Raw genomic sequence first — 20,033 nt, 5'->3', positions numbered from 1 at the left:
GCGGTGGCCATGGTTCAGGGTGTGCGTCCAGTATACGGCGGGCGCGGCGGGCGCGCGGGCCAGCCCGCTCCCGCTTGGTCGATTCGGTTGACCCGCTGCGGCAGGTGCGTCAGCCGTAGTAGCCCGGTTCGTTGCCCGGGCGCCACTTGATGTTGCAGCCAAGGCTCGGGTGCTGCGGTTCGGGGGCGGGCTGCCCGGCCAGCAGGGCATCGCTGGCGGCGCGCAGGTCACGCCCCGTCACCGGGCTGTCAGAGCCGGGGCGGGTCTCGTCGAACTGGCCGCGATAGAACAGCTTGCGGTCGGCATCGAACAGGTAAAGGTCCGGGGTGCAGGCCGCGTGGTAGGCCTTGGCCACGGACTGGTCCTCGTCCAGGCAATAGGGGAAGTTGTAGCCGAAGCGGCGGGCGTCATCCTTCATCTTGTCCGGGGCATCATCTGGCACGGCCTGGATGTCGTTGGAGTTGATCGCGATCACCGCGATGCCCTTGTTGGAGTACTCGCGGCCGTAGCGCGCGAACTCGTGGCGGATCAGTTGCACGAACGGGCAGTGATTGCAGATGAAGGCGATCATGTAGCCTTTTGCGTCGGGAAAGCTGTCGAGGCTGATGGTGTCGCCGGAGACGACGTCCGGCAGGGAGAAGTTCGGGGCCTCGGTGCCCAGTTCGATCATCTGCGAGGGGGTGCGGGCCATGGTTGCTCCGTTAAGCTTTGATTGGGGATTCGGGCGCCGATTATACGGATTGGGGCGGGGCGGATTAATCCGCATCGTCTGAAGGACAGCTTGAAACCATCCGGGCGCGGCACCAGTCTGGATAATACTTGAGTCATGGAGTCGGAAATATGGGCTGGGTCACGGGGACCGTGCAGGAGTGCAAACAGTGGACGGACCGCCTCTTCTCGCTGCGGGTAGAGGCGGATGTGGAGCCGTTCAAGGCCGGGCAGTTCAACCGGCTGCGCCTGGAGATTGACGGCGAGCCGGTCGCGCGCCCCTATTCCTATGTGAACGCACCGGACGAGACCCCGCTGGATTTCTACCTGATCACGGTCCCCGAGGGCCCCTTGTCGAACCGGCTGGTGCAGCTGGAGCCCGGGGACACGGTAGAACTAATGCCGCGCGCCACGGGGTTCTTCACGCTGGACGAGCTGCCCGACAGTCGCGACCTGTGGCTGTTGTCTACCGGCACCGCGCTGGGACCCTTCCTGTCGATGCTGAAGACCGACACCCCCTGGGAACGCTTCGAGAACATCCGGCTGATCCACGCCGTGCGCAAGGCGGACGAACTGACCTACCAGGATACGATCCGGCAGTTCCAGGAACGCGCCCCGAAACAGTTTCAATACATCCCGTTCGTCAGCCGCGAACCCTGCCCGGGCGGGCTCGAGGGTCGTGTCCCCGCAGCGATTGCCGAGGGGCGCCTGGAGCATCACGCCGGGCTCAAGATCGCGCCGGAGCACTCGCAGGTGATGCTGTGCGGCAACCCGGCCATGGTGAAGGACACGTCCGCCATCCTCCGCGAGCGAGGCCTGGAGAAGAACCGCCGCCGCAAGCCGGGACACATCACCACCGAGAATTACTGGTAGGCCCTGGGTCATGGTGTAGGAGGCCAGCCCTCTGGCCGATCGGACGCCGAGAAAACCCCATCGGCCAGAGGGCTGGCCTCCTTGTGTGTCGTCGCAGACGGTTCGCTACCATCTGTGGCACTGGGCTCGGGGCAACCCGTTGGCCTCCTGAGGCTTTGAGCCTGATTGGTAGATCGGTCCCCGAGTCCTTTTTCATCTCGAAGTTTGAACGGTATCCAAGCCCCCCGTGAGGGACGGGTGAGGCTGTACGGACAAGGCGAGAGGACGAGATGGCTCATATTGGCATTGATGTCAGCAAGAACAAGCTCGATTGCATGTGGGTCCGGGACCTGGAGGCGGGCAAGGTCAAGCCCAAGGTGTTCCCGAACCGCCGGGACCAGTACCCGGAGCTGCTCCACTGGCTCGAGCGCAACACGGGTGAGTCGCCCGAGGCACTCCATGTGTATCTGGAGGCCACCAGCATCTACCACGAACCCCTGGCGTACTGGCTGCATGAGCAAGGCGTACGGGTCCATGTGCTGAACCCGGCCCAGGTGCGCTTCCACGCCCAGGGCATGGGGGTGCGCAACAAGACGGACCGCAAAGACAGCATGATGCTGGCGCGCTACGGCATCGAACGCGCGCCCGCGCCGTGGCAGCCGGAACCCCCGGAGGTGCGGGAACTCAAGCGTCTTCTGGGACGGCTAGAGGCGCTGGAGCAGGACATCCGGCGCGAGGAGAACCGGCTGGAGAAGGCGCAGTTCAGTGAGGATGCGCTGGCCCAGGAGTCGATCGGCAACGTGCTGGAGGCCCTGCGCGAGGAACACCGGAGGCTGCAGCGGCAGATCGACGACCACTTCGACGCCCATGACCACCTGAAGCGGGACCGGGCCCTGCTGGAGAGCATCCCCGGCATCGGCCGGGTGTTATCAGCCTCGATGACCGCGACGTTGCGCAGCCGGGCGTTCCGCAGTGCCCGCCAGGCGGCGGCGTTCCACGGACTGGTGCCGGTCCAGCAGGAGTCGGGTACCTCCATCCAGCGGCGCCCGCGGCTGGCCAAGGCGGGCTCCAGTCGGCTACGGCGCAAACTCTACATGGCGGCGGTCACGGCCGCGCACCACAATGCCGACGTTCGGGCGCAGTACCAGCGGCTGTTGCGGCGCGGCAAGGCGAAGATGGCCGCGATCGGCGCCGCAATGCGCAAGTTGCTCCATATCGCCTTCGGTGTGCTGAAGTCGCAGCAGCCGTACCAGCCTCGCTGCAGCACCGGTTGAACCCAGTGACGGAGACACGGTATCTACAAATCGTGGCGTGCGCTGGGGCTAATCGAGCAGGTTGGCGGCCCAGGCGTGGATCAGTCCGGCGACATAGCGGGTGTGTTCCGGGCGCGAGAGCAGGTGGTCGGTCTGGTGCAGTGCGACGAAGCTCTTGGGGTGGTGGGCCTGCTGGAAAATCTTGCGGGCGTGATCGACGCTGACCACCGTATCGCCGGGTGCGTGCAGGAGCAGCAGCGGCTGCGACATGCGTTCCAGCGCGCTGTCCAGTGTCGGTGCTTCGATCGAATCCAGGAATGCCCGTCCGATCTCGACCGGGCGGCCGCCGATATTCACGCGCGCGAAGCCTTCGCGCTGGATGGTATCGGCGATGTCGCCGAACAGGTGCGCGACATGCCCGGGCCGGCTCGGCGCGGCGATGGTGACAATACCGGTCAGCTCCTCGCGCTGGCTGCCGACATGGATGGCCATGGCCCCGCCGAAGCTGTGGCCGATCAGCAGGTCGGTGGGCTCGCCGGTCGCCTGTTTCAATGCGTCCAGGGCCGCGTTCAGGTCCTCGCAATAGGTGTCCAGCGTGCTGTCGCGAAAGCGGCCCTCGGAGTCGCCCAGGCCGGCGAAGTCGAAGCGCAGCGTGGCGATGCCTTCCTCCGCCAGGGCACGCGCCAGGCGTACGGTCGCGGGGAAGTCCTTGGAGCAGGCGAAGCAGTGTGCAATGCAGGCCTGGCCCAGCAGTGGGCCGTCATGCGGTTCGACCAGGACGCCGTTCAGTCGGATGCCGCGTGGGGTGTCGATAGGCAGGCTGGTGTTGCGGATGGCCATGGGTTCGGGATGGTTCGGGCGGGGTGGGTCTGCGATGATACGCGAGCTGGAAGTATCTCGTGATCGCACAGACAATTAAGGAAACACTGACTAATCTACACGCTCGCGTTGGTACCCCAGGTTTTCCGAGACAAGGCGCGGTGCGCAGTCGGTAGTGGTTCTACCGGCAAGGGCCGCAACGCCGGATCGGGGAACCTGGGGTGCCAACCCCACAAGCCATTGAAAGCAGGGGCTCGGCCGCTTTTGCGCGGGAACGGCGTTGCGGCTCCTTTGTGCAGAATGACTGCACGGCAGTCGCCGCGCCTTGTTCGCACGCAAAAGCGACTCGAGCGCGAGCGCGTACATTAATCAGTGTTTCCTTAAGGAGGGGCTGTTGGAGACGGAGAGTCAGATTCGTGCACGACTGGCGGAGCTTGAGTCCGAGCATCGGGCGCTGGATTCCGCGATCGCGGTGATGCACGAGCAGCCTGCACCGGATGCCTTCGCGATTCAGCGGCTGAAAAAGCGCAAGCTGCAGCTGAAAGACGCCATCCAGCGGCTGCGCAGTCGCCTGATCCCCGACCTGAATGCCTGAGACGAACCGAAGCACCCAAAAGAAAACGGCGCCCGCAGGCGCCGTCTCTGTCCATCGTTCACAGCTGTAACGGCTGTGAACGAGTCTAGCCCCAAATATCGTGGGTGATCCCGGCGTACCAGGCGCGGGTGTATTCGGCCTCGCGACGACGGAAGCTTGAGGTCTCGCCCGAGGGGCTCACACCGCCAGAGCCTTCGACGCCCGCCTGGGCACCATCCTGGTACTTGTACACGGCCGCCACGCTGATCCCGTGCTCCGGGGTGATCAGGCTGTAGCAGGTGTTGGCCGAGGAGGGATCGAGCGGCTCCTGGTCCATCAACTCGCGCACAATCGCCGCGGCGACGATCTTGCCCTGATTGTTGGCCGAGTGACCGGACTTCGGCATGGCGCCCGCCACGCTGGCATCCCCCAGTACGTAGATGTTGTCGTCCATCTCCGACTTGAAGGTGCGCTGGTCGACCGGGACCCATCCTTCGTCGTTGGTCAGGCCGACATCGTGGGCGATCTGGCCGGCCCGCTGCGCCGGGATGAAGTTCATCACATCTGCGCGGACGCGCTCGAAGCCGCTGTCGGAGCGGGCGGTCATTCCGCCGACGTCGATCTCCTCGACCAGGCCACCGTCGGAGGCGCCGCGCCACTCGATCATGTCGCCGTAGTGCATCGCCCAGCCTTCCTCGAACAGGCCCTGCTTGGAGAAGTTGTCCTTGGAGTCGAGCACGATGATCTTGGAGCGTGGCTTGTGCTCCTTCAGGTAATGCGCGATCAGCGAGACGCGCTCGTACGGCCCCGGCGGGCAGCGGAACGGGTTCGGCGGGGCGACCATGACGAACACGCCGCCGTTCGGCATCTCCAGCAGCTGCGAGCGCAGCAGTTCGGTTTGCGAGCCGGCCTTCCACGCGTGCGGGATCGTCTCCGCGTCGGCCTCTTCGATGCCGGGCATGTCGTCGTAGCGGAAGTCGATGCCCGGAGACATGACCAGCTTGTCGTACTGCAGGCTGCCGCCGCTTTCGAGGCGCACGGTACGGCTGTCGGCATCCACACCAACGACCTTGTCTTCGATCACGTCGATACCGTCGCGGTCGCGCAGGTTCTGGTAACCGTGAGTGATGGCATCCATGCTTTCGAAACCGCCGATCACCCAGTTACTGCCGTAGCAGGTGACGTAGGTGGCGTTGGGTTCGATCAGTGTGACCATCATGTCCGGCGAGAACTGCTTGAGGTAGCGCGCCGCGGTGGCACCGCCGGAGCCGCCCCCGACCACGACCACATGGGCCTTGGCGCCGTTACGGGCGGCACGCGGGGCGCAGCCAATACCGGTCAGCGCAGCCGCGCTGGTGATCCCGAAGGCCTTCAGGAAGTGGCGTCGAGTAAAATTGTGCATTGTGGTTATCCCCCGTGATCAGAAGCGCGAGAAGTAGACCGACATCGCTTCGATCTCTTCGTCCGTGTAGCCCTTGGCGTGACGATCCATGATGGTCGCGTCACGGTCCCCATCGCGGAATGCGCGCATCTGGCTGCGGATGACATCCGCAGAGATGCGGCCCAGATCCGGGACGCCCTTCTCGGCGCCCGCCGCGTTGTGGCAGGCCTTGCAGGAAGCGGCCATCAGCTGGCCACGGGTGATTTCGTCATTGTCGGCGATTGCCTGGGATGCAGTACCGGCCATCGCCAGCGAGGCCACCAGCCCCGCCACGAACAAACGTGATTGCTTCATGTGAACGGACTCCTCCGTCTAGAAGTGGCTTTTTTATATGGCGACAGCTATCTCGGTACTGCCTTGCTTCTGCTGCCCGGTGCGGTTGCCGGGCCGGTATGCACTTCCGGGTGTGTTCGCCCGGAGTTGCGCCTGATCGTGTGATGGAACGATCATTGAACTGGGATATAGCACAACGTATCCATCTTTTCGATGCATTGAGAAGGCATCTGCAGCAGGAGAAAGGCCATGACAGGGGAACGTCGGCGCCATCCGCGCATCCCGATGACCGTCGAGGTGGTGGCGGAATGCAGTGACGGGAGCCAGGTACGGCTTACCACGAACGATATCTCCGGTGGTGGGGCCTTCCTGGCCTGGGAGGATCGCGACCAGTCCGGAATTGATGTCCTGAAGGGCTTGGGTCCGGGCGATCAGTTCATGCTGCAGGTGTTCGGCCTGCTCGGGGACGGCGGCGAACCGCCGCGGGTGCAGGCGCAGGTGGTGCGGGTGATGGAAGACGGGGTTGCCGTACAGTTCGATTCTGCCGCGCTGGGGGCGTGATTCGGCCCTGGTCGGGCCTGGGGCAGCGTTTCCTTAACGGTCGGCCGCCTGCATCTGCTCCAGCCCGGCCTCCCATTCGTCCGCGATCATCGGGTTGGCAATCAGGCGATGGGCCGTGTCCGGGCTCCAGTCGTCGCGGGCATCCTCCAGCGCGCCCTCCCATTCCTCCACCGCGTAGTCGCCCCGGCCGACCGCACTGAGCGCCTGCAGCTCCGCCTGGTACTCCGGCCCGAGCCCGCTCAGGGTGTCCTCCAGCTCGCGCAGCGTCAGATCGCCCGCGTGATCCGCCAGGACCTGCATGGCCCAGTCATCGTCCGAGGTGTCGGGGCTCGAGTCCGGAAACACGACCTCCTCCTTGGCGTGGAACTCCCGCGCCGCCTGGATCAGGCGGGCCAGCGTGTCGTCCTCGATGCCCAGTGGCAAGGTCATGGCGGTATCAGTGGGCCGTGCTGCGTTCCTGGGCAAGCACCCAGGGGGCGGCGACGATCGCGGTGAACACGGGGTCGTTCGCGGCCCAGCGGCGTGCATCGTCATCCGAGGCGCGGGCGACCTGGTTATTGGCCAGCCATTCGCTGACCTGATGGGTGGCGTCGTCGCGAAACGCGCGGGCCACTTCGATCAAGTCCAGTTCGGGCGCCACACGAATCACCACGCCACGGGCAAAATGCGGCATCAGTTCGTCCCAGCGCAGGGGGCCGGCTTCTTCCTCCAGAGGTACCTCGGGTTCGGAGGGGGCGGGGGCTTGGGTCATGACGGGAACATCCGGTTTCAGATAACGTTCAGGCTAGGCCTATAGCCTTGTAGCTGCAAGAGTTTGTTCGCCCACACCGTCACGGAGACTACCGCTATGCGCCCCGGACCGGAGACCGTTGCCAAAGGCGATGGCCGGAGACGCCGAGTCATCGGCGGGGCGGGTGTGCTCGGGCTTCTGCTGGCGATCCTCGTGGCGCCCTTCGCGGCGCAGGCCCAGTTCATCACCGAAGACCCGCGCGCGGCCGTCTGGACCCTGGACGAGGCCGTCTCGCGCGTCGAGGCTCACTACCCGGGGCGGGTCCTCTCCGCACGCGAAGATTTGACCGAGTACGGGAATCGCGTGTTCATCGTGCGTATCCTGACCGACAACCAGCAGGTACGAACGATCAAGATCGAGGAAGGGACGGAGCTCGACCCATGAATCTGCGCGTGGTAGTGATCGAGGACGACCTGGCTCTGCGCAGCCAGATCGCCGAGGAGATGGAGAACAACGGCTGCCGCGTGGATACCGCCTCGGATGGCGACACCGGCCTGTACCTGCTGACCGAATACCACTGCGACATCGCGGTGGTGGACCTGGGGCTGCCGGGCATGGACGGGCTCGACGTCATTCGCAAGGCCCGCGAGGTGAAACCGCAGCTGCCCATCCTGATCCTCACCGCCCGTGACCGCTGGCAGGACAAGGTCGAAGGGCTTGAGGCCGGGGCCGACGACTACCTGACCAAGCCGTTTCACATCCAGGAGCTGGTGGCGCGCCTGCGTGCCCTGGCGCGCCGCAGCCTGCAGGCCGGCCGCGAACAACTGCAGTTCGGGCCGCTGGTGATCGACACCGCCACCGACGATGTCCGCCTGAACGACGAGCCGGTCTCGCTGACCACCTTCGAGTACCGCCTGCTGCTGACGCTGGTGCGCCAGCCGGGGCGCGTGCTGAGCAAGGAAGTGCTGGCGGACTACCTCTACGAGCACGACGAGGATCGCGAGAGCAACGTGATCGAGGTGCTGATTGGCCGCCTGCGCCGCAAGCTGGACCCGGACGGCAGCCTGGGGCTGATCGAGACCCTGCGCGGTCGGGGCTACCGCTTCGTGCGCGAGGCGGATACCGCGACCCCGTCGGATTCCACCTCGGGCTCATGACGCCGCATACAGGCTGCATCGCCCCTTTGTCCGCCATCTCATGAGACACCCCCTGCGCCAGATCCGCAGCAGCCTGACCCTGCGCCTGGCGCTGGTCGCGGGGGCTACTGTACTGGTGTTTTCCCTGCTCACGGCCTGGGTGCTGGAGGCGGCGTTTCGCGACAACGCGGCGGATGCCGTCGAGACCCGTCTGGAGGCCCAGGTCCTGCTGTTGATGGGGCTGGTTGAAGTCGTCGGGCGCAACGAGGTCCGTGTCCCCGAGATGCTGCCGGAGAGCCGTCTGCAATTGCCCGCCAGCGGTCTTTATGCCCGTATTCTCGGGCCGGACGGTCGCACGCTCTGGCGCTCTCCTTCCGCGGTAGGGGTCTCCCTGCGTGGCTGGTCGGAGGACGACTTCTTTGCCTTCAGCCTCCCCGTGCAGTGGGAGCTGGACGGTGGCCAGGTCGGGCTGACCTTCCAGATGCTGGAGGACCGCGAGGCCTTCGAGGAACAGGTCGAGCAGTATCGCACCAGCCTCTGGCAGGGGCTGATGACGATGACGTTCTCGCTGATCGTCGCCCTGGGGTTGGCGCTATGGTTCTGGGGGTTGTGGCCGCTGCGGCGCGTGCAGGGCGACCTGGAGGCGTTACGGCACGGGGACCACGGCCGGCTGGAGGGCCCGTACCCGACCGAGGTGCAGGCCCTGACCGGGAGCATTAACGACCTGATCGAGTTCGAGCGCGCGCGGCTGAAACGCCAGCAGAATGCCCTGGCCGACCTGGCGCACAGTCTGAAAACCCCGATCTCCGCGCTGCGTCTCAACCTCGAGAGCCAGAACCCCGACCCCGAGGACATGCGGCGCCAGGTCGATCGGCTGCAGGCGATGGTGCAGCACCAGCTCAGCCAGGCACAGCGCCTCGGTCCGGCGCCGTTCCAGGCGCCCGAGCCGCTAGCCCCCATTATCGAACGTACCTGCCAGGCGCTCGGGCGTCTGGCCAGCCAGCAGGGCGTGGACCTGGGCAGCGAGCTCGATCCGGGCTGTGCCCTGCGCATGGAGCCGGGTGCGATCTTCGAACTGTTGGGTAACACCCTGGACAACGCGATCCGCCACGCGACCAGCCGGGTGCGGATCTCGACGCAGTGCACTCCGCAGGCCGTCACTCTGACCATCGACGACGACGGACCCGGCATCGCGCCGGCGGATCGTGCCCGGGTACTGGAGCGGGGAGAGCGCGCGGACGTACGCGGCGCTGCCGAGGCCGGTCAGGGCCTGGGGCTCAGCATCATCCAGGCCCTGGTGCAGGACCACGGTGGCGAGCTGCATATCGAGCAGGCACCGGAGCTGCATGGGGCCCGTATCCGGATGGTGTTCCCCACGTCGTAAGCGGGATGGCCTGCATTGCCTCATGATGCGTTTCGCTGCGCTCAACACATCCTGCAGCCCGTCCTGCCTATCGTGGGATGCGTTGAACAACGCGAAACGCATCGCCCCGGGCCGAGATCAGAGCCTCAGGTCGTCCATCGGGAAGGACGGCGATTCGCCCAGCACCCCCGCGCGCACCAGTGCCGCCGCCCCGCAGGCAAAGGTCCAGCCCAGGTGTCCGGACCCGGTATTCAGGTGCAGGCCCTCGATGGTGGTGGGGCCGAGGATGGGCGTGCCACGGGCACTCATCGGGCGCAGCCCGGTCCAGGGCGCCATCGTCTGCGGGTCGAAGGTTGCGGGCAGGCCGGTCAGGGTGCGCCGGCATTGATCGAGGACATTGGCTGCGCGCTCGATGTTCAGGTGACGGTCGCGGCCGGCGAACTCGGCCGTGCCGGCCAGGCGCAGGCGGTTGCCCAGCGGGGTCATCACCACCTTGTTGGCGTCATCGATCAGCGGCAGGTTCAGCCGGCAGTCGGCGTTCATCGGCAGGGTCAGCGAATAGCCCTTTACCGGGGCGACGGGCAGATGCAGCCCCAGCGGGCGCAGGAGGTCCGGGGCGTGGTAGCCGTTGGCGACCACGCAGGCATCCGCCGCGATCGGCCCTTCGGAGGTCTCCACCGCGTCGATGCGGCCGCGGTGGGTGCGCAGGCGCCGGACGGTGACGTTCGGGTAGTAGCGGATGCCCCGGCGCTGGCCGATCGCGAGCAGTTGTTCGGTAAAACGTGCCGCGTCGCCGATCGCGTCCCCGGGGAAGAACAGCCCGCCGCACAGGCGGTCGCGCACCGGGGCCAGTGCCGGCTCCTCCGCGATGATCCGCTCTACGTCCCAGTCCTCGAAGCGCACGTCCTCGTCACGCATCGCCTCGCTGGCGCTGCGGTTGTGCGCCTGGCTGGCCGGGTCCTGAAACAGCTTCAGGATGCCGCAGCGGCGAAAGTCGAAGTCCAGCCCCTCGCTCGCCAGTTCTCGCTGCAGGCGGTCGATCTCCCGGAGCGAGAACGCGGCCAGTTGGGCATTCAGGCGGGTGTGCTGCTCGAACAGTGAGCGGCGGCTGTTCCACAGGAAGCGCAGGCCCCACCCGGCCAGCCCCGGCAGGGCGCGCGGGCGCAGCAGGAGCGGTGACTCGGTGCGGCCGAGAAAGCGCAGCAGGTCCAGCCCGACGCCGGGGGTGTTCCAGGGTTCGGCGTGGCTGGCATGCAGCATGCCGCCGTTGGCCTGGCTGGAGCCGGTGGCGGGGGCGGGGGCGGCATCCACCAGCACGACCTCGGCCCCGGCCTCCTGCAGGTACCAGGCGGTGGTCACGCCGATGACTCCGGCCCCGATCACGACTACGCGCATCCGCTGCTTCCCCTTTCAAGAACGCTCATGTGCCACTGGCCAGGCGTTGGATCACATCTGCGTATTCGCGTTCCAGTCGCTTGGGCGACACCTTCTCGCGGGTGCCCAGTTCCTGGGCGAACTGCGAGACGCGAAACTCCTCGATGCGGTAGCGAAAGGCGAGCACGTCCGGGTGGTCCGGCGCCCGCGCGATCAGCTCCTGTGCCTGCTGCCACAGCGGCTCGACCGCCACGCGCCGGGCGCGGTCCTTGTCCGGGGCCTGGGTCAGGCGTTCCAGGCGCTTGTCGATCGCCTGCAGGTAGCGCGGCAGCTCGGGCAGCACATCATGCGGGGTGCGCAGCAGGCAATCGGCCGGGACCAGCGCCTCGAGCTGCCCGCGCATGTCGCGTGCGGCCTCGATCCAGGACAGCGGCAGATCCCCCTGCAGCCGGGTGCGCAGGTCGTGCCAGTGGCGCAGGATCTCGGCGGCCAGGCGCGAGAGCTCCATCACCGTGGGCGAGAACTCGGGCAGGCGGGCCTCCAGGCGCTCTCGAAAGGCCTCGGCATCGCGCGGCCATGGCTCGGCCAGGAATACGCGGTCGGCCGCGGCCTCCAGGATCTGGTCGCGCAGGGCCTCGCAGCTACCAAGTGTCGTGTAGTTCAGGCAGGCGCGTTCGATCTCCGGGAGCTGGCGGCGCAGGTCGCGGGCGGTCTTGCGCGCGCCGAGCAGAAACAGCCGGCGCAGCCCCCCCCGGTGAGCGCGTTCGGCCTTCGCGGGGTCCGGCTCCAGCTCCAGCGAGACGGCGTCGCCGCGGTCGACCAGGATCGGGAAGGCGCGCAGCTGTGCGCCCTGGTGGTCGAACTCGACACTCTCCGGCAGCGCGCCGAAGTCCCATTCGGTGATGCCCTCGCGGGTGATCTCGTCCGGGCGGCTGGCGTCGAAGTGGGCCTCGGCGCTGCCGCCCAGCCGGCGCTTCAGCGCGGCCAGGTTGCGGCCGCTGGCCTGCTCCTGGCCCTCCGGGTCGAGGATGCGAAAGCGCATCACCAAGTGCGGTTCCAGGGTCTCCGGGCGCCAGGCATCCAGCGGGATCTCGGTGCCGGTCATCGCGCGCAGGGCCTCGGCCAGCGCCGGGATCAGCGGGCCCTGGCGGTGTTCGATCCGCGCCAGGGCGGCGGCTGCAAAATCCGGCGCGGGTACGAACTGCCGGCGCAGGCCCTTGGGCAGGCTGCGCAACAGGCCGGTCACGCGTTCCTCCAGCAACCCCGGTACCAGCCAGTCGCCCAGCCAGTCGGGCACCGCGTTAAGCGCGGCGATGGGGATGGTGACGGTCACGCCATCATCCGGCTGACCCGGCTCGAAGCGATAGGCCAGTGGCAGGCGCAGGCCCTCGAGCTCCAGATGATCCGGGTAGGCCCCCTGCGGGAGCGTGGCGTCCGGCTCGTTCAGAAGCTCCGCGCGGTCGATCCGCAGGGCGTCGGGGGCCTGCTTCTCGGCCTTGCGCGCCCAGGTTTCGAAGCTTGTGCCGTCGGTGATGTCCGCCGGCAGGCGGGCATCATAGAAGTCGAACAGGCGATCCTCTTCCACCAGCAGGTCGCGTCGGCGCCCGCGCGCCTCCTGCTCGGCGATCTCGGCCACGGCCTCGCGGTTGGCCTGTACCCCCTTCGAGCGGGTGCGCAGCTCGCCGCCGACCAGGCCCTCGCGGATCAGGATGCGCCGCGCCTCGGACGGGTCGTGTTTCGCGAAGTCCACCGGCTTTTTCGGGGCCACGACCAGGCCGTACAGGGTGATACGGTCGAAGGCCCCGACGCGCCCGCTACGGCGCTGGAAGTGCGGCTCGAAGATGTGGTGCTTGAGCAGGTGCGGCGCCGCGGCCAGGATCCAGTCGGGCTCGATGCGGGCGTTGTCGCGGGCGTAGACACGGGTGGTCTCGGCGATCTCCGCGCTCATCACCCAGGCGGGCTTCTTCTTCGCCAGGACCGATCCGGGATGGATCTGGAAGCGGCGGTTGCGTGCGCCGAGGTAGTCGCCGCGCTCGGTCTTCTGGCCGATCTGACTGACCAGCCCGGTCAACAGGGCGCGGTGCACGGGCTCGGCGTCGGCGGGCTGGTGGTTTGGCTTCAGGTCCATCTCGCGGGCCAGGCGCAGCAGCTGCACGCGCAGCTCCTGCCACTCGCGCATGCGCAGGAAGTTGAGGAAGTGCTCGCGGCACCAGCGCTTGAGGGCATTCGAGCCGAGGTCCTCGCGCGCGCTGTGCCAGGCCTCCCATAGCCGCAACATGCCCATGAAGTCGGAGCCCTCGACCTGAAACTCGCGATGGGCCTGGTCCGCCGCTTGGGTCGCCTCGGCCGGGCGCTCGCGCGGGTCCTGCAGCGACAGGAAGGCGGCGATGGTCGCGGTCTCGCTGACGCAGCCATGATCGGCCCCGGCCAGCAGCATCGCGCCGTGGCGCGGGTCGATGGGCATGCGCGCCAGCTGGCGGCCGCGCGGGGTGATGCGCCCGTGCGTGTCCACTGCACCCAGCTCCTCCAGCAGGCGGTAGCCGTCCTTGACCAGGCGCGGATCGGGTGGATCCACGAACGGGAACTGGCGTGGCTGGCCCAGCTTCAGCGCGGCCATCTGCAGGATGACGGAGGCGAGGTTGGAGCGCTGGATCTCCGGGTCGGTGAACGGCGGGCGCAGGTTGAAGTCGTCCTCGGAAAAAAGCCGGATGCAGATGCCGGGGCCCAGGCGGCCGCAGCGCCCGGCGCGCTGGTCGCAGGCGGCCTGCGAGATCGGCTCCAGGCTCAGGCGCTGCACGCGCGAGCGCCAGGAGTAGCGCGAGATACGGGCCAGCCCGGAGTCGATCACGAAGCGGATGCCGGGGACGGTCAGCGCGGTCTCGGCGACGTTGGTGGCCAGCACGATGCGCCGCCCGCTGTGCGACTGGAACACCCGCGCCTGCTCGCGCGCGGACAGGCGGGCGTACAGCGCGAGGATCTCGGTGTCGGCGCGCACCTGGCCGCGCAGGGCCTTGTGGGCGTCGCGGATCTCGCGCTCGCCGGGCAGGAACACCAGGATGTCGCCGGGCCCGGCGCGTTCGCATTCCGCCACCGCGTCGCGGATGCCGTCGAACAGGTCGCGTTCGCCGCGTTCTGTGGAATCGTCCTCGTCGGCGTCTTCGGGCTCGATCGGGCGGTAGCGCAGCTCCACCGGGTAGGTGCGTCCGGCTACGGTCAGGATCGGGGCGTCGTCGAAGAATGCCGACAGCCGCTCCGGGTCCAGCGTGGCGGAGGTGATGATGATGCGCAGCTCCGGGCGCTTCTTTGACAGGCGCTTGAGCACGCCCATCAGGAAGTCGATATTCAGGCTGCGCTCGTGGGCCTCGTCGACGATGAGGGTGTCGTAGGCGCGCAGCTCCGGGTCATGTGCCAGCTCCGCCAGCAGCATGCCGTCGGTCATCAGCTTGACCCAGTTGTTCGGCCCGGTCTGGTCGGAGAAGCGCACCTTGAAGCCGACGGTGGAGGTCTTGTCACCCCCCAGCGTGGTGCCGAGCTCCTCGGCGATGCGGCTGGCCACCGAACGCGCGGCGATGCGGCGCGGCTGGGTGTGGCCGATCAGCCCCGTCTCGCCGCGCCCGGCCTCCAGGCACAGCTTGGGTAGCTGGGTGGTTTTGCCGGAGCCGGTCTCGCCGCACAGCACCAACACCGGATGCTCGCGGATGGCGGCGACGATGCGCTCGCGCTCGGCGTGGATCGGCAGGTCGCCGGCGTAAGTGGGCTGCGGGCGCAGGTGTTGGCGTTCGGCGCCGCCCTGCTCGGCGCGTGCAAGGCGTTGGGTCAGGGTGGAGACGAGCCGGTCACAGGGCTGGCCGCGCTTGTGCCGCTGGCGGGCCCGGCGCAGCAGTTCGCCCAGTTCGCGGCGTTCGCTGCCCTGCGGCAGGGCCTCCACGGTCCTCGCCAGGGCGTCCAGGTCCGGGCCCGCCGCGGCCATCAACCGTCCCGGTGACGCAGGCGCAGGGCCTCGATGTTCTCCGAGCGCAGGCGGTCCAGGGCGCGGTTGACGTCGTCCTCCTGGGTGAAGGGGCCGACAAAGACCCGGTGCCAGGTCTCGCCCTCGACCTGGACCTCGTGTACCTGCGGGCTCAGGCCCAGCAGGGAGATGCGGGCCTTCATCTCGTCGGCCTGTTCGAACCGCCGGAACGACCCGATTTGCAGGATCACCGGATCGCCCTCGGCCGGGGAAGCCGGGGGCGGGATCACCTGGTCTTGCGGGACTTCACGTTCGCCCCGAGGGACGCGGACCTCGTCTTCGGGCAGCAGCTCGTAGTAGCGAAACCGCGGCTCGTCATCAGTGGGCAAACGCTCCGGCTCCGCCGCGGGCGCCCGCTCGGCCGGGGGCTCCGGTTCGCCGAACAGCGCGCCGATATCGGGTGAACGATCGGCCCCCTGGAGATAGAGCACGGCGGCGATCCCGAGCCCGATCAGCAGGCCGGCGAACATCCAGACCCAGCCCGGGATCGGTCGCGAAGAGCGGGCGGGGGTCGTCTTGCGGCGCTTGCGGCGGGCCTGGGCCATGGGCTACATCCGTTCGGGGGCGGTGACGCCGAGCAGGCGCAGCCCATTGTGCAGCACCTGCTTGATGCCGGTCAGCAGCGCCAGGCGCGCACCGATCACGGTGGCGTCCTCTGCATTCAGGAACGGCACGGCGTTGTAGTAGGTATGGAAGCCGGCGGCCAGCTCGCGCAGGTACTGGGCGATTTGGTGCGGTTCGCAGGCCTCGGCGGCGGCCGCGATCACCTCGGGGAAGCGGTCGAGGCGGTCCAGCAGGTCGTCTTCCTGCGGCTCGGTCAGGCGTTCGGAGAGCCTGGCGTCGTCCAGCGCGCTGGCGGTATGGCCGCGCTCCGCGGCGGTGCGCAGCACGCTGGCGATACGCGCGTGAGCGTACTGGATGTAGTACATCGGGTTGTCGTTGGACTGCGACTTGGCCAGGTCCAGGTCGAAGTCCAGGTGCTGGTCACAGCGGCGCTGCACATAGAAGAAGCGTGCGGCATCCGACCCGACTTCGTCGCGCAGCTCGCGCAGGGTGACGAACTGCCCGGCACGGGTGGACATCGGCAGGCGTTCGCCCCCGCGATAGAGGATCGCGAACTGCACCAGCAGCACGTCCAGGCGGTCGGCCTCCAGGCCCAGGGCCTGCAGGGCGGCGCGCACGCGCGGGACGTAGCCGTGGTGGTCGGCGCCCCAGATGTTGATCACGCGCTCGAAGCCGCGCTGGAACTTTTCGCGGTGGTAGGCGATGTCGGAGGCGAAGTAGGTGTAGTCGCCGTTCTCGCGGCGCACTACGCGATCCTTGTCGTCGCCGTAGTCGGTGGAGCGGAACCACAGGGCTCCGTCCTTCTCGTACAGCGCGCCGTGTGCCTGGAGATCCTGCACCGCGGCGTCGATCGCACCGGAGTCGGCCAGGCTGCGTTCGGAGAACCAGCACTGGTATTCGACCCCGAACTCGCGCAGGTCGTCGCGGATGTCTTCAAGGATCGCGTTCAGGCCGCAGTCGAACACCGTGCGGTACAGCTCCGGGCCCAGCAGTTCGCGGGCACGGGCGATCACCGCGTCGATGTAGACCTCCTTGTCGCCGCCGGCCGGCTCGTCCGGCGGGAGGTCGCGGGTGACGGCCGCGGCCGGGTGCACGGCCTGTTCGCCGATCTGCGCGGTCAGGGATTCGGCGACCGGGTAGATGTAGTCGCCCTGGTAGCCGTTGGCGGGGAACGGGACCTGTACGCCGTGCTGTTCCAGGTAACGCAGCCAGACGCTGGCGGCGAGGATGTTCATCTGCCGCCCGGCGTCGTTCACGTAGTACTCGCGGGTGACGTCGAAACCGCAGAAGTCCAGCAGGTCGGCGACGGTGGCGCCGAAGGCCGCGCCGCGGCCGTGGCCGACATGCAGCGGGCCGGTGGGGTTGGCGGAGACGAACTCCACCTGCACCGGGCGGCCGTTGCCCACGCTGGAGCGACCAAAGTCGGCGCCCTGGGCGGCGATGCGGCCCAGCACCTGGGTGCGGGCATCCGCGGCCAGGCGGAAGTTGATGAAGCCGGGGCCAGCGATCTCGGTGCCGGCCAGGCCGGGCACGGCCGGCATCGCGGCGCACAGGGCCTCGGCCAGGTCGCGGGGCTTGGTCTTCGCCGGGCGCGCGAGTTGCATCGCCAGATTGCTGGCAAAGTCGCCGTGTTCGCGGTCGCGGGCACGCGTCACTTGTACCTCGACACCATGATCGGGGGGTATGCGGCCATCGGCCACCAGGGTCTCCAGGGCGGCCGCGAGGGCCTGGGTAAGGGCGTCTTTCAAAGGAACCGGGTCCGTTGTCTCAAAAGGCCCGCATTCTAACCAGAATCCGGGCCGGGTGCCCGCTGGATGCGGGGTTCAGGCGAGGGAGACCGGGTCCACGTCAATCGCGATGCGAACCCCACGCGGCAGATCTTCCGTCTGCCACGCATGTCGGGCCTGCGTGAGCGTCCGGTGCAGGGCCTGACGCTCGGCCGCGCGCAGCAGGATCTGCTCGCGGAAACGCCGGTTCACGCGATGGCGCGGGGCGGGGGCCGGACCCAGCACGCGCAGGTCTCCGTGCCGTGCCGCGAGCAGGTGTCCGGCGATGGTCTCCGCGTGGCGATGCGCCGCCGCGGCTTCGGCGGCCTCGACGCGGACCAGGGCCAGGTGCCCGTACGGCGGCAGCCCGGCCGCCTCGCGTTCGGCCAGCAGGGGCTCGAGCATCGCCGGATAGTTACCGGCATCCAGCCCCCGCATCAGGGGGTGATCGGGGTGGCCGGTCTGCAGGAGGACGCGCCCGCCACCGTCACCCCGGCCCGCACGACCGGCGGCCTGCACGATCAGTTGCAGGGTGTGTTCGGTAGCGCGCAGGTCCACGCTGAACAGCCCCTGGTCGACGTCAATCACGCCGACCAGTCCAACACGCGGGAAATCATGGCCCTTGGCCAGCATCTGGGTGCCGACCACGATCGCGGCATCCAGCTGACGGATGCGGTCCAGTGCGGTCTCCAGGGCCCCTTTGTGGCGCACGCTGTCGCGGTCGAGGCGAATGATCGGCGTCTGGGGGAAGTGCCGGGCCAGGGCCTGTTCCAGGCGTTGGGTACCGAGCCCGCGATTGATCAGGGCCTCGCCGCATTCCGGGCAGCGTTCCGCCCGGCGCTCCTGGTGTCCGCACAAATGGCAGATCGCGCGACGATCCTGGGTATGCACGGTGAGGTGAGAATCGCAATCCGGGCAGTCGGCGACCCAGCCACAACTCTCGCAGGCGAGCACGCGCGCAAAGCCGCGCCGGTTGAGCAGGACAAAGCACTGCGCTCCGGCGGCCAGGGTCTGTTGCATGGCATCCAGCAGCGGTGCGGTCAGGCCCTCGTCCGGGCTGTACACGCGGGTGTCGATGGTCTCCACACCGGGTGGTTGCGTGCCGTCCGGCCGGGTACGCAGATGCACATGGGTGTAGCGCCCCTGGCGTGCGGCGTGCAGGGTCTCCAGGGTGGGTGTCGCCGAGCCCAGAACGACCGGGGTGTGCTCGAGCTGGCCACGCTTGATCGCCAGATCCCGCGCGCTGTAGCGAAAGCCGTCCTGCTGCTTGAAGGCGCTGTCGTGTTCCTCGTCGACGATGATCAGGCCCGGCTCGGGCAGCGGGACGAACAGGGCGGAACGGGTCCCGACCACGATGCGGCGTTCGCCCTGCCGGGCTGCCTCCCAGGCACGCAGGCGCTCACCCTCGGCCAGGCCGGAGTGCAGCAGCGCAACCTGTCCCGGAAAGCGCTGCTGGATGCGCCCGGCAAGCTGGGGCGTCAGTGCGATTTCCGGGATCAGGAACAGGACCTGACGGCCACGCGCGACCGCATCGGCGGCCATGCGCAGATAGACCTCGGTCTTGCCGCTTCCGGTGACGCCCTCCAGCAGCATCGGGCGGGGGTCGTCTGGCGACACCGCCGCGATGGCGGCCTCCTGCTCGGGGGTCAGGGTGTAGCCGGTGCCGGTAGGGGGCGCTGGAGCAAGCGGATCGGCACGCGTCTGTTCCAGCCAGCCGCGTGCCTCCAGCTGTCGCAGATCCTTCGCGGTGATCTGCAGGGCGGCCGCGGTGGACAGTGTCGTGCGGTCCAGCGCGGCGCCGAGCGCGGGCAGGGCACGCAGGATGGCGAGCTGGCGGCGGCCCCGTACCTGCCCTTCCGCGAGTGCCCTGTGGCCCGCCGCCGTGAGCCGCCAGAGGGGTTCGGGGGCCAGGATGGGCAAGGGGTGGCCACGCCGCAGGGCGGGGGGCAGCGCGCTCAGGAGGGCCTCGCCCAGTGGGTGGTGGTAGTAGCGGGCCCCGAAACGCAGGAGTTCCAGCACCATCGGCGTCAGGATGGGCTGCGCATCGGGTGAACCCAGTGCCTCGCGCAGCTTGTTCTCGGGCACGTCGCTTTGATTCGCGAGTGCGACCACGATGCCGATCGCCTCGCCACGACCGAAGGGTACACGGACTCGTTGCCCGGGCCTCAGATCGGTGTCTTCGGGGATCCGGTAGTCGAACAGGCGGTCCAGCGGTCGGTCGAGTGCGACCTGGGCAATTCCGGTCTCGGGCATGTGGCTAGTCTACGCCAGTCCGCATACGCACAAGAGTGTGACCGTTATCCACAAAACCTGTGGACAACTCTGTGGAGGAAATGGGGTGAAAGCCGCTAAACGCCTGTTGCTGCTTGATTCGTATCAGAATGGCTAAAAAGCGACCAAAGTGTTTTTGTTTCGTTTTATCAAGTAGTTGTGTGTCATTGATGATATCGGTTGGCTGTTGTGTCACCTAACTGCCATCGTTTGTATCCACCTGTGGGTATCCTGTACAGGTCGTGTACAGGGATTGGTCCGGTATTGGCCTCTCGGAGGGCTGCGCACAAAAAAGCCCGGCCACCGAAAATGGGGCCGGGCTTGCAAGCGGAAACCGGG

At 67.8% G+C, this 20,033-nt stretch carries 18 protein-coding genes; 7 read left to right on the top strand and 11 right to left on the bottom strand.

Annotation, left to right across the window (positions count from 1 at the left end):
• Positions 1-109 precede the first annotated feature (109 nt).
• Positions 110-691, bottom strand: coding sequence for a thioredoxin family protein (locus F813_RS0108415; protein WP_017926218.1), 582 nt, complete (start codon positions 689-691; stop codon positions 110-112).
• Positions 692-840: 149 nt separating this feature from the next.
• Here F813_RS0108415 and F813_RS0108410 point away from each other — a divergent pair, with 149 nt between their 5' ends.
• Together F813_RS0108410 and F813_RS0108405 are read left to right on the top strand one after the other, a co-directional pair.
• Complete coding sequence (locus F813_RS0108410; protein WP_017926217.1) at positions 841-1,581, top strand: ferredoxin--NADP reductase; 741 nt, start codon at positions 841-843, stop codon at positions 1,579-1,581.
• 269 nt (positions 1,582-1,850) lie between these two features.
• On the top strand, positions 1,851-2,834 hold the full coding sequence (locus F813_RS0108405) for an IS110 family transposase (RefSeq protein WP_017926216.1): 984 nt from the start codon (positions 1,851-1,853) through the stop codon (positions 2,832-2,834).
• A 48-nt stretch (positions 2,835-2,882) separates the two neighbouring features.
• On the opposite strand, the gene F813_RS0108400 is transcribed toward F813_RS0108405, so the two are convergent.
• Complete coding sequence (locus F813_RS0108400) at positions 2,883-3,653, bottom strand: carboxylesterase (protein ID WP_017926215.1); 771 nt, start codon at positions 3,651-3,653, stop codon at positions 2,883-2,885.
• A gap of 373 nt (positions 3,654-4,026) precedes the next feature.
• Here F813_RS0108400 and F813_RS0108395 point away from each other — a divergent pair, with 373 nt between their 5' ends.
• Positions 4,027-4,227, top strand: coding sequence for a YdcH family protein (locus F813_RS0108395; protein ID WP_017926214.1), 201 nt, complete (start codon positions 4,027-4,029; stop codon positions 4,225-4,227).
• A gap of 85 nt (positions 4,228-4,312) precedes the next feature.
• On the opposite strand, the gene F813_RS0108390 is transcribed toward F813_RS0108395, so the two are convergent.
• Positions 4,313-5,608 carry an NAD(P)/FAD-dependent oxidoreductase gene (locus F813_RS0108390; RefSeq protein WP_012981650.1) on the bottom strand — a complete coding sequence of 432 codons (1,296 nt, stop codon included), beginning with the start codon at positions 5,606-5,608 and terminating at the stop codon, positions 4,313-4,315.
• Positions 5,609-5,626: 18 nt separating this feature from the next.
• On the bottom strand, positions 5,627-5,941 hold the full coding sequence (locus F813_RS0108385; protein ID WP_012981651.1) for a c-type cytochrome: 315 nt from the start codon (positions 5,939-5,941) through the stop codon (positions 5,627-5,629).
• Positions 5,942-6,169: 228 nt separating this feature from the next.
• Here F813_RS0108385 and F813_RS0108380 point away from each other — a divergent pair, with 228 nt between their 5' ends.
• A complete protein-coding gene (locus F813_RS0108380) occupies positions 6,170-6,481 on the top strand; it encodes a PilZ domain-containing protein (protein WP_012981652.1) in 312 nt (103 codons plus the stop codon).
• 33 nt (positions 6,482-6,514) lie between these two features.
• Here the strand turns inward: F813_RS0108380 and F813_RS0108375 are convergent, their stop codons facing one another.
• Positions 6,515-6,910: a DUF3775 domain-containing protein gene (locus tag F813_RS0108375; RefSeq protein WP_012981653.1), complete on the bottom strand. Its 396-nt coding sequence runs from the start codon at positions 6,908-6,910 to the stop codon at positions 6,515-6,517.
• Between the two features lie 7 nt (positions 6,911-6,917).
• Positions 6,918-7,232, bottom strand: coding sequence for a DUF2288 domain-containing protein (locus F813_RS0108370; RefSeq protein WP_012981654.1), 315 nt, complete (start codon positions 7,230-7,232; stop codon positions 6,918-6,920).
• 96 nt (positions 7,233-7,328) lie between these two features.
• Between F813_RS0108370 and F813_RS0108365 the strand changes: the two genes are divergently transcribed.
• Genes F813_RS0108365 through F813_RS0108355 form a run of 3 tightly spaced genes read left to right on the top strand, consistent with a single transcriptional unit; the run spans position 7,329 to position 9,731 of the window.
• Positions 7,329-7,655, top strand: a complete 327-nt coding sequence (locus tag F813_RS0108365) for a PepSY domain-containing protein (RefSeq protein ID WP_017926213.1) — start codon at positions 7,329-7,331, stop codon at positions 7,653-7,655.
• Positions 7,652-8,368: a response regulator transcription factor gene (locus F813_RS0108360; RefSeq protein ID WP_017926212.1), complete on the top strand. Its 717-nt coding sequence runs from the start codon at positions 7,652-7,654 to the stop codon at positions 8,366-8,368. Before F813_RS0108365 ends, F813_RS0108360 begins: the two co-directional genes overlap by 4 nt.
• Before the next feature lie 40 nt (positions 8,369-8,408).
• A complete protein-coding gene (locus F813_RS0108355; RefSeq protein ID WP_017926211.1) occupies positions 8,409-9,731 on the top strand; it encodes a HAMP domain-containing sensor histidine kinase in 1,323 nt (440 codons plus the stop codon).
• A gap of 117 nt (positions 9,732-9,848) precedes the next feature.
• Here the strand turns inward: F813_RS0108355 and F813_RS0108350 are convergent, their stop codons facing one another.
• The 5 genes from F813_RS0108350 to F813_RS0108330 form a co-directional block, all read right to left on the bottom strand.
• Entirely contained in the window at positions 9,849-11,105 is a 1,257-nt protein-coding gene (locus F813_RS0108350; RefSeq protein ID WP_017926210.1) for an FAD-dependent oxidoreductase, read from the bottom strand.
• 25 nt (positions 11,106-11,130) lie between these two features.
• Complete coding sequence (gene hrpA, locus F813_RS0108345) at positions 11,131-15,054, bottom strand: ATP-dependent RNA helicase HrpA (protein ID WP_017926209.1); 3,924 nt, start codon at positions 15,052-15,054, stop codon at positions 11,131-11,133.
• Complete coding sequence (locus F813_RS0108340; RefSeq protein WP_017926208.1) at positions 15,054-15,638, bottom strand: SPOR domain-containing protein; 585 nt, start codon at positions 15,636-15,638, stop codon at positions 15,054-15,056. Before F813_RS0108340 ends, hrpA begins: the two co-directional genes overlap by 1 nt.
• A gap of 3 nt (positions 15,639-15,641) precedes the next feature.
• Positions 15,642-17,405, bottom strand: a complete 1,764-nt coding sequence (argS, locus tag F813_RS0108335; protein WP_017926207.1) for an arginine--tRNA ligase — start codon at positions 17,403-17,405, stop codon at positions 15,642-15,644.
• Positions 17,406-17,480: 75 nt separating this feature from the next.
• Entirely contained in the window at positions 17,481-19,676 is a 2,196-nt protein-coding gene (locus F813_RS0108330) for a primosomal protein N' (RefSeq protein ID WP_017926206.1), read from the bottom strand.
• Positions 19,677-20,033: the final 357 nt, after the last annotated feature.

Origin of the sequence: Thioalkalivibrio sp. HL-Eb18, assembly GCF_000364985.1 — a bacterium.
GTDB lineage: Bacteria > Pseudomonadota > Gammaproteobacteria > Ectothiorhodospirales > Ectothiorhodospiraceae > Thioalkalivibrio.
The sequence above is the reverse complement of the archived record's forward strand: the minus strand, read 5'-3'. Positions and strand labels throughout refer to the sequence as shown.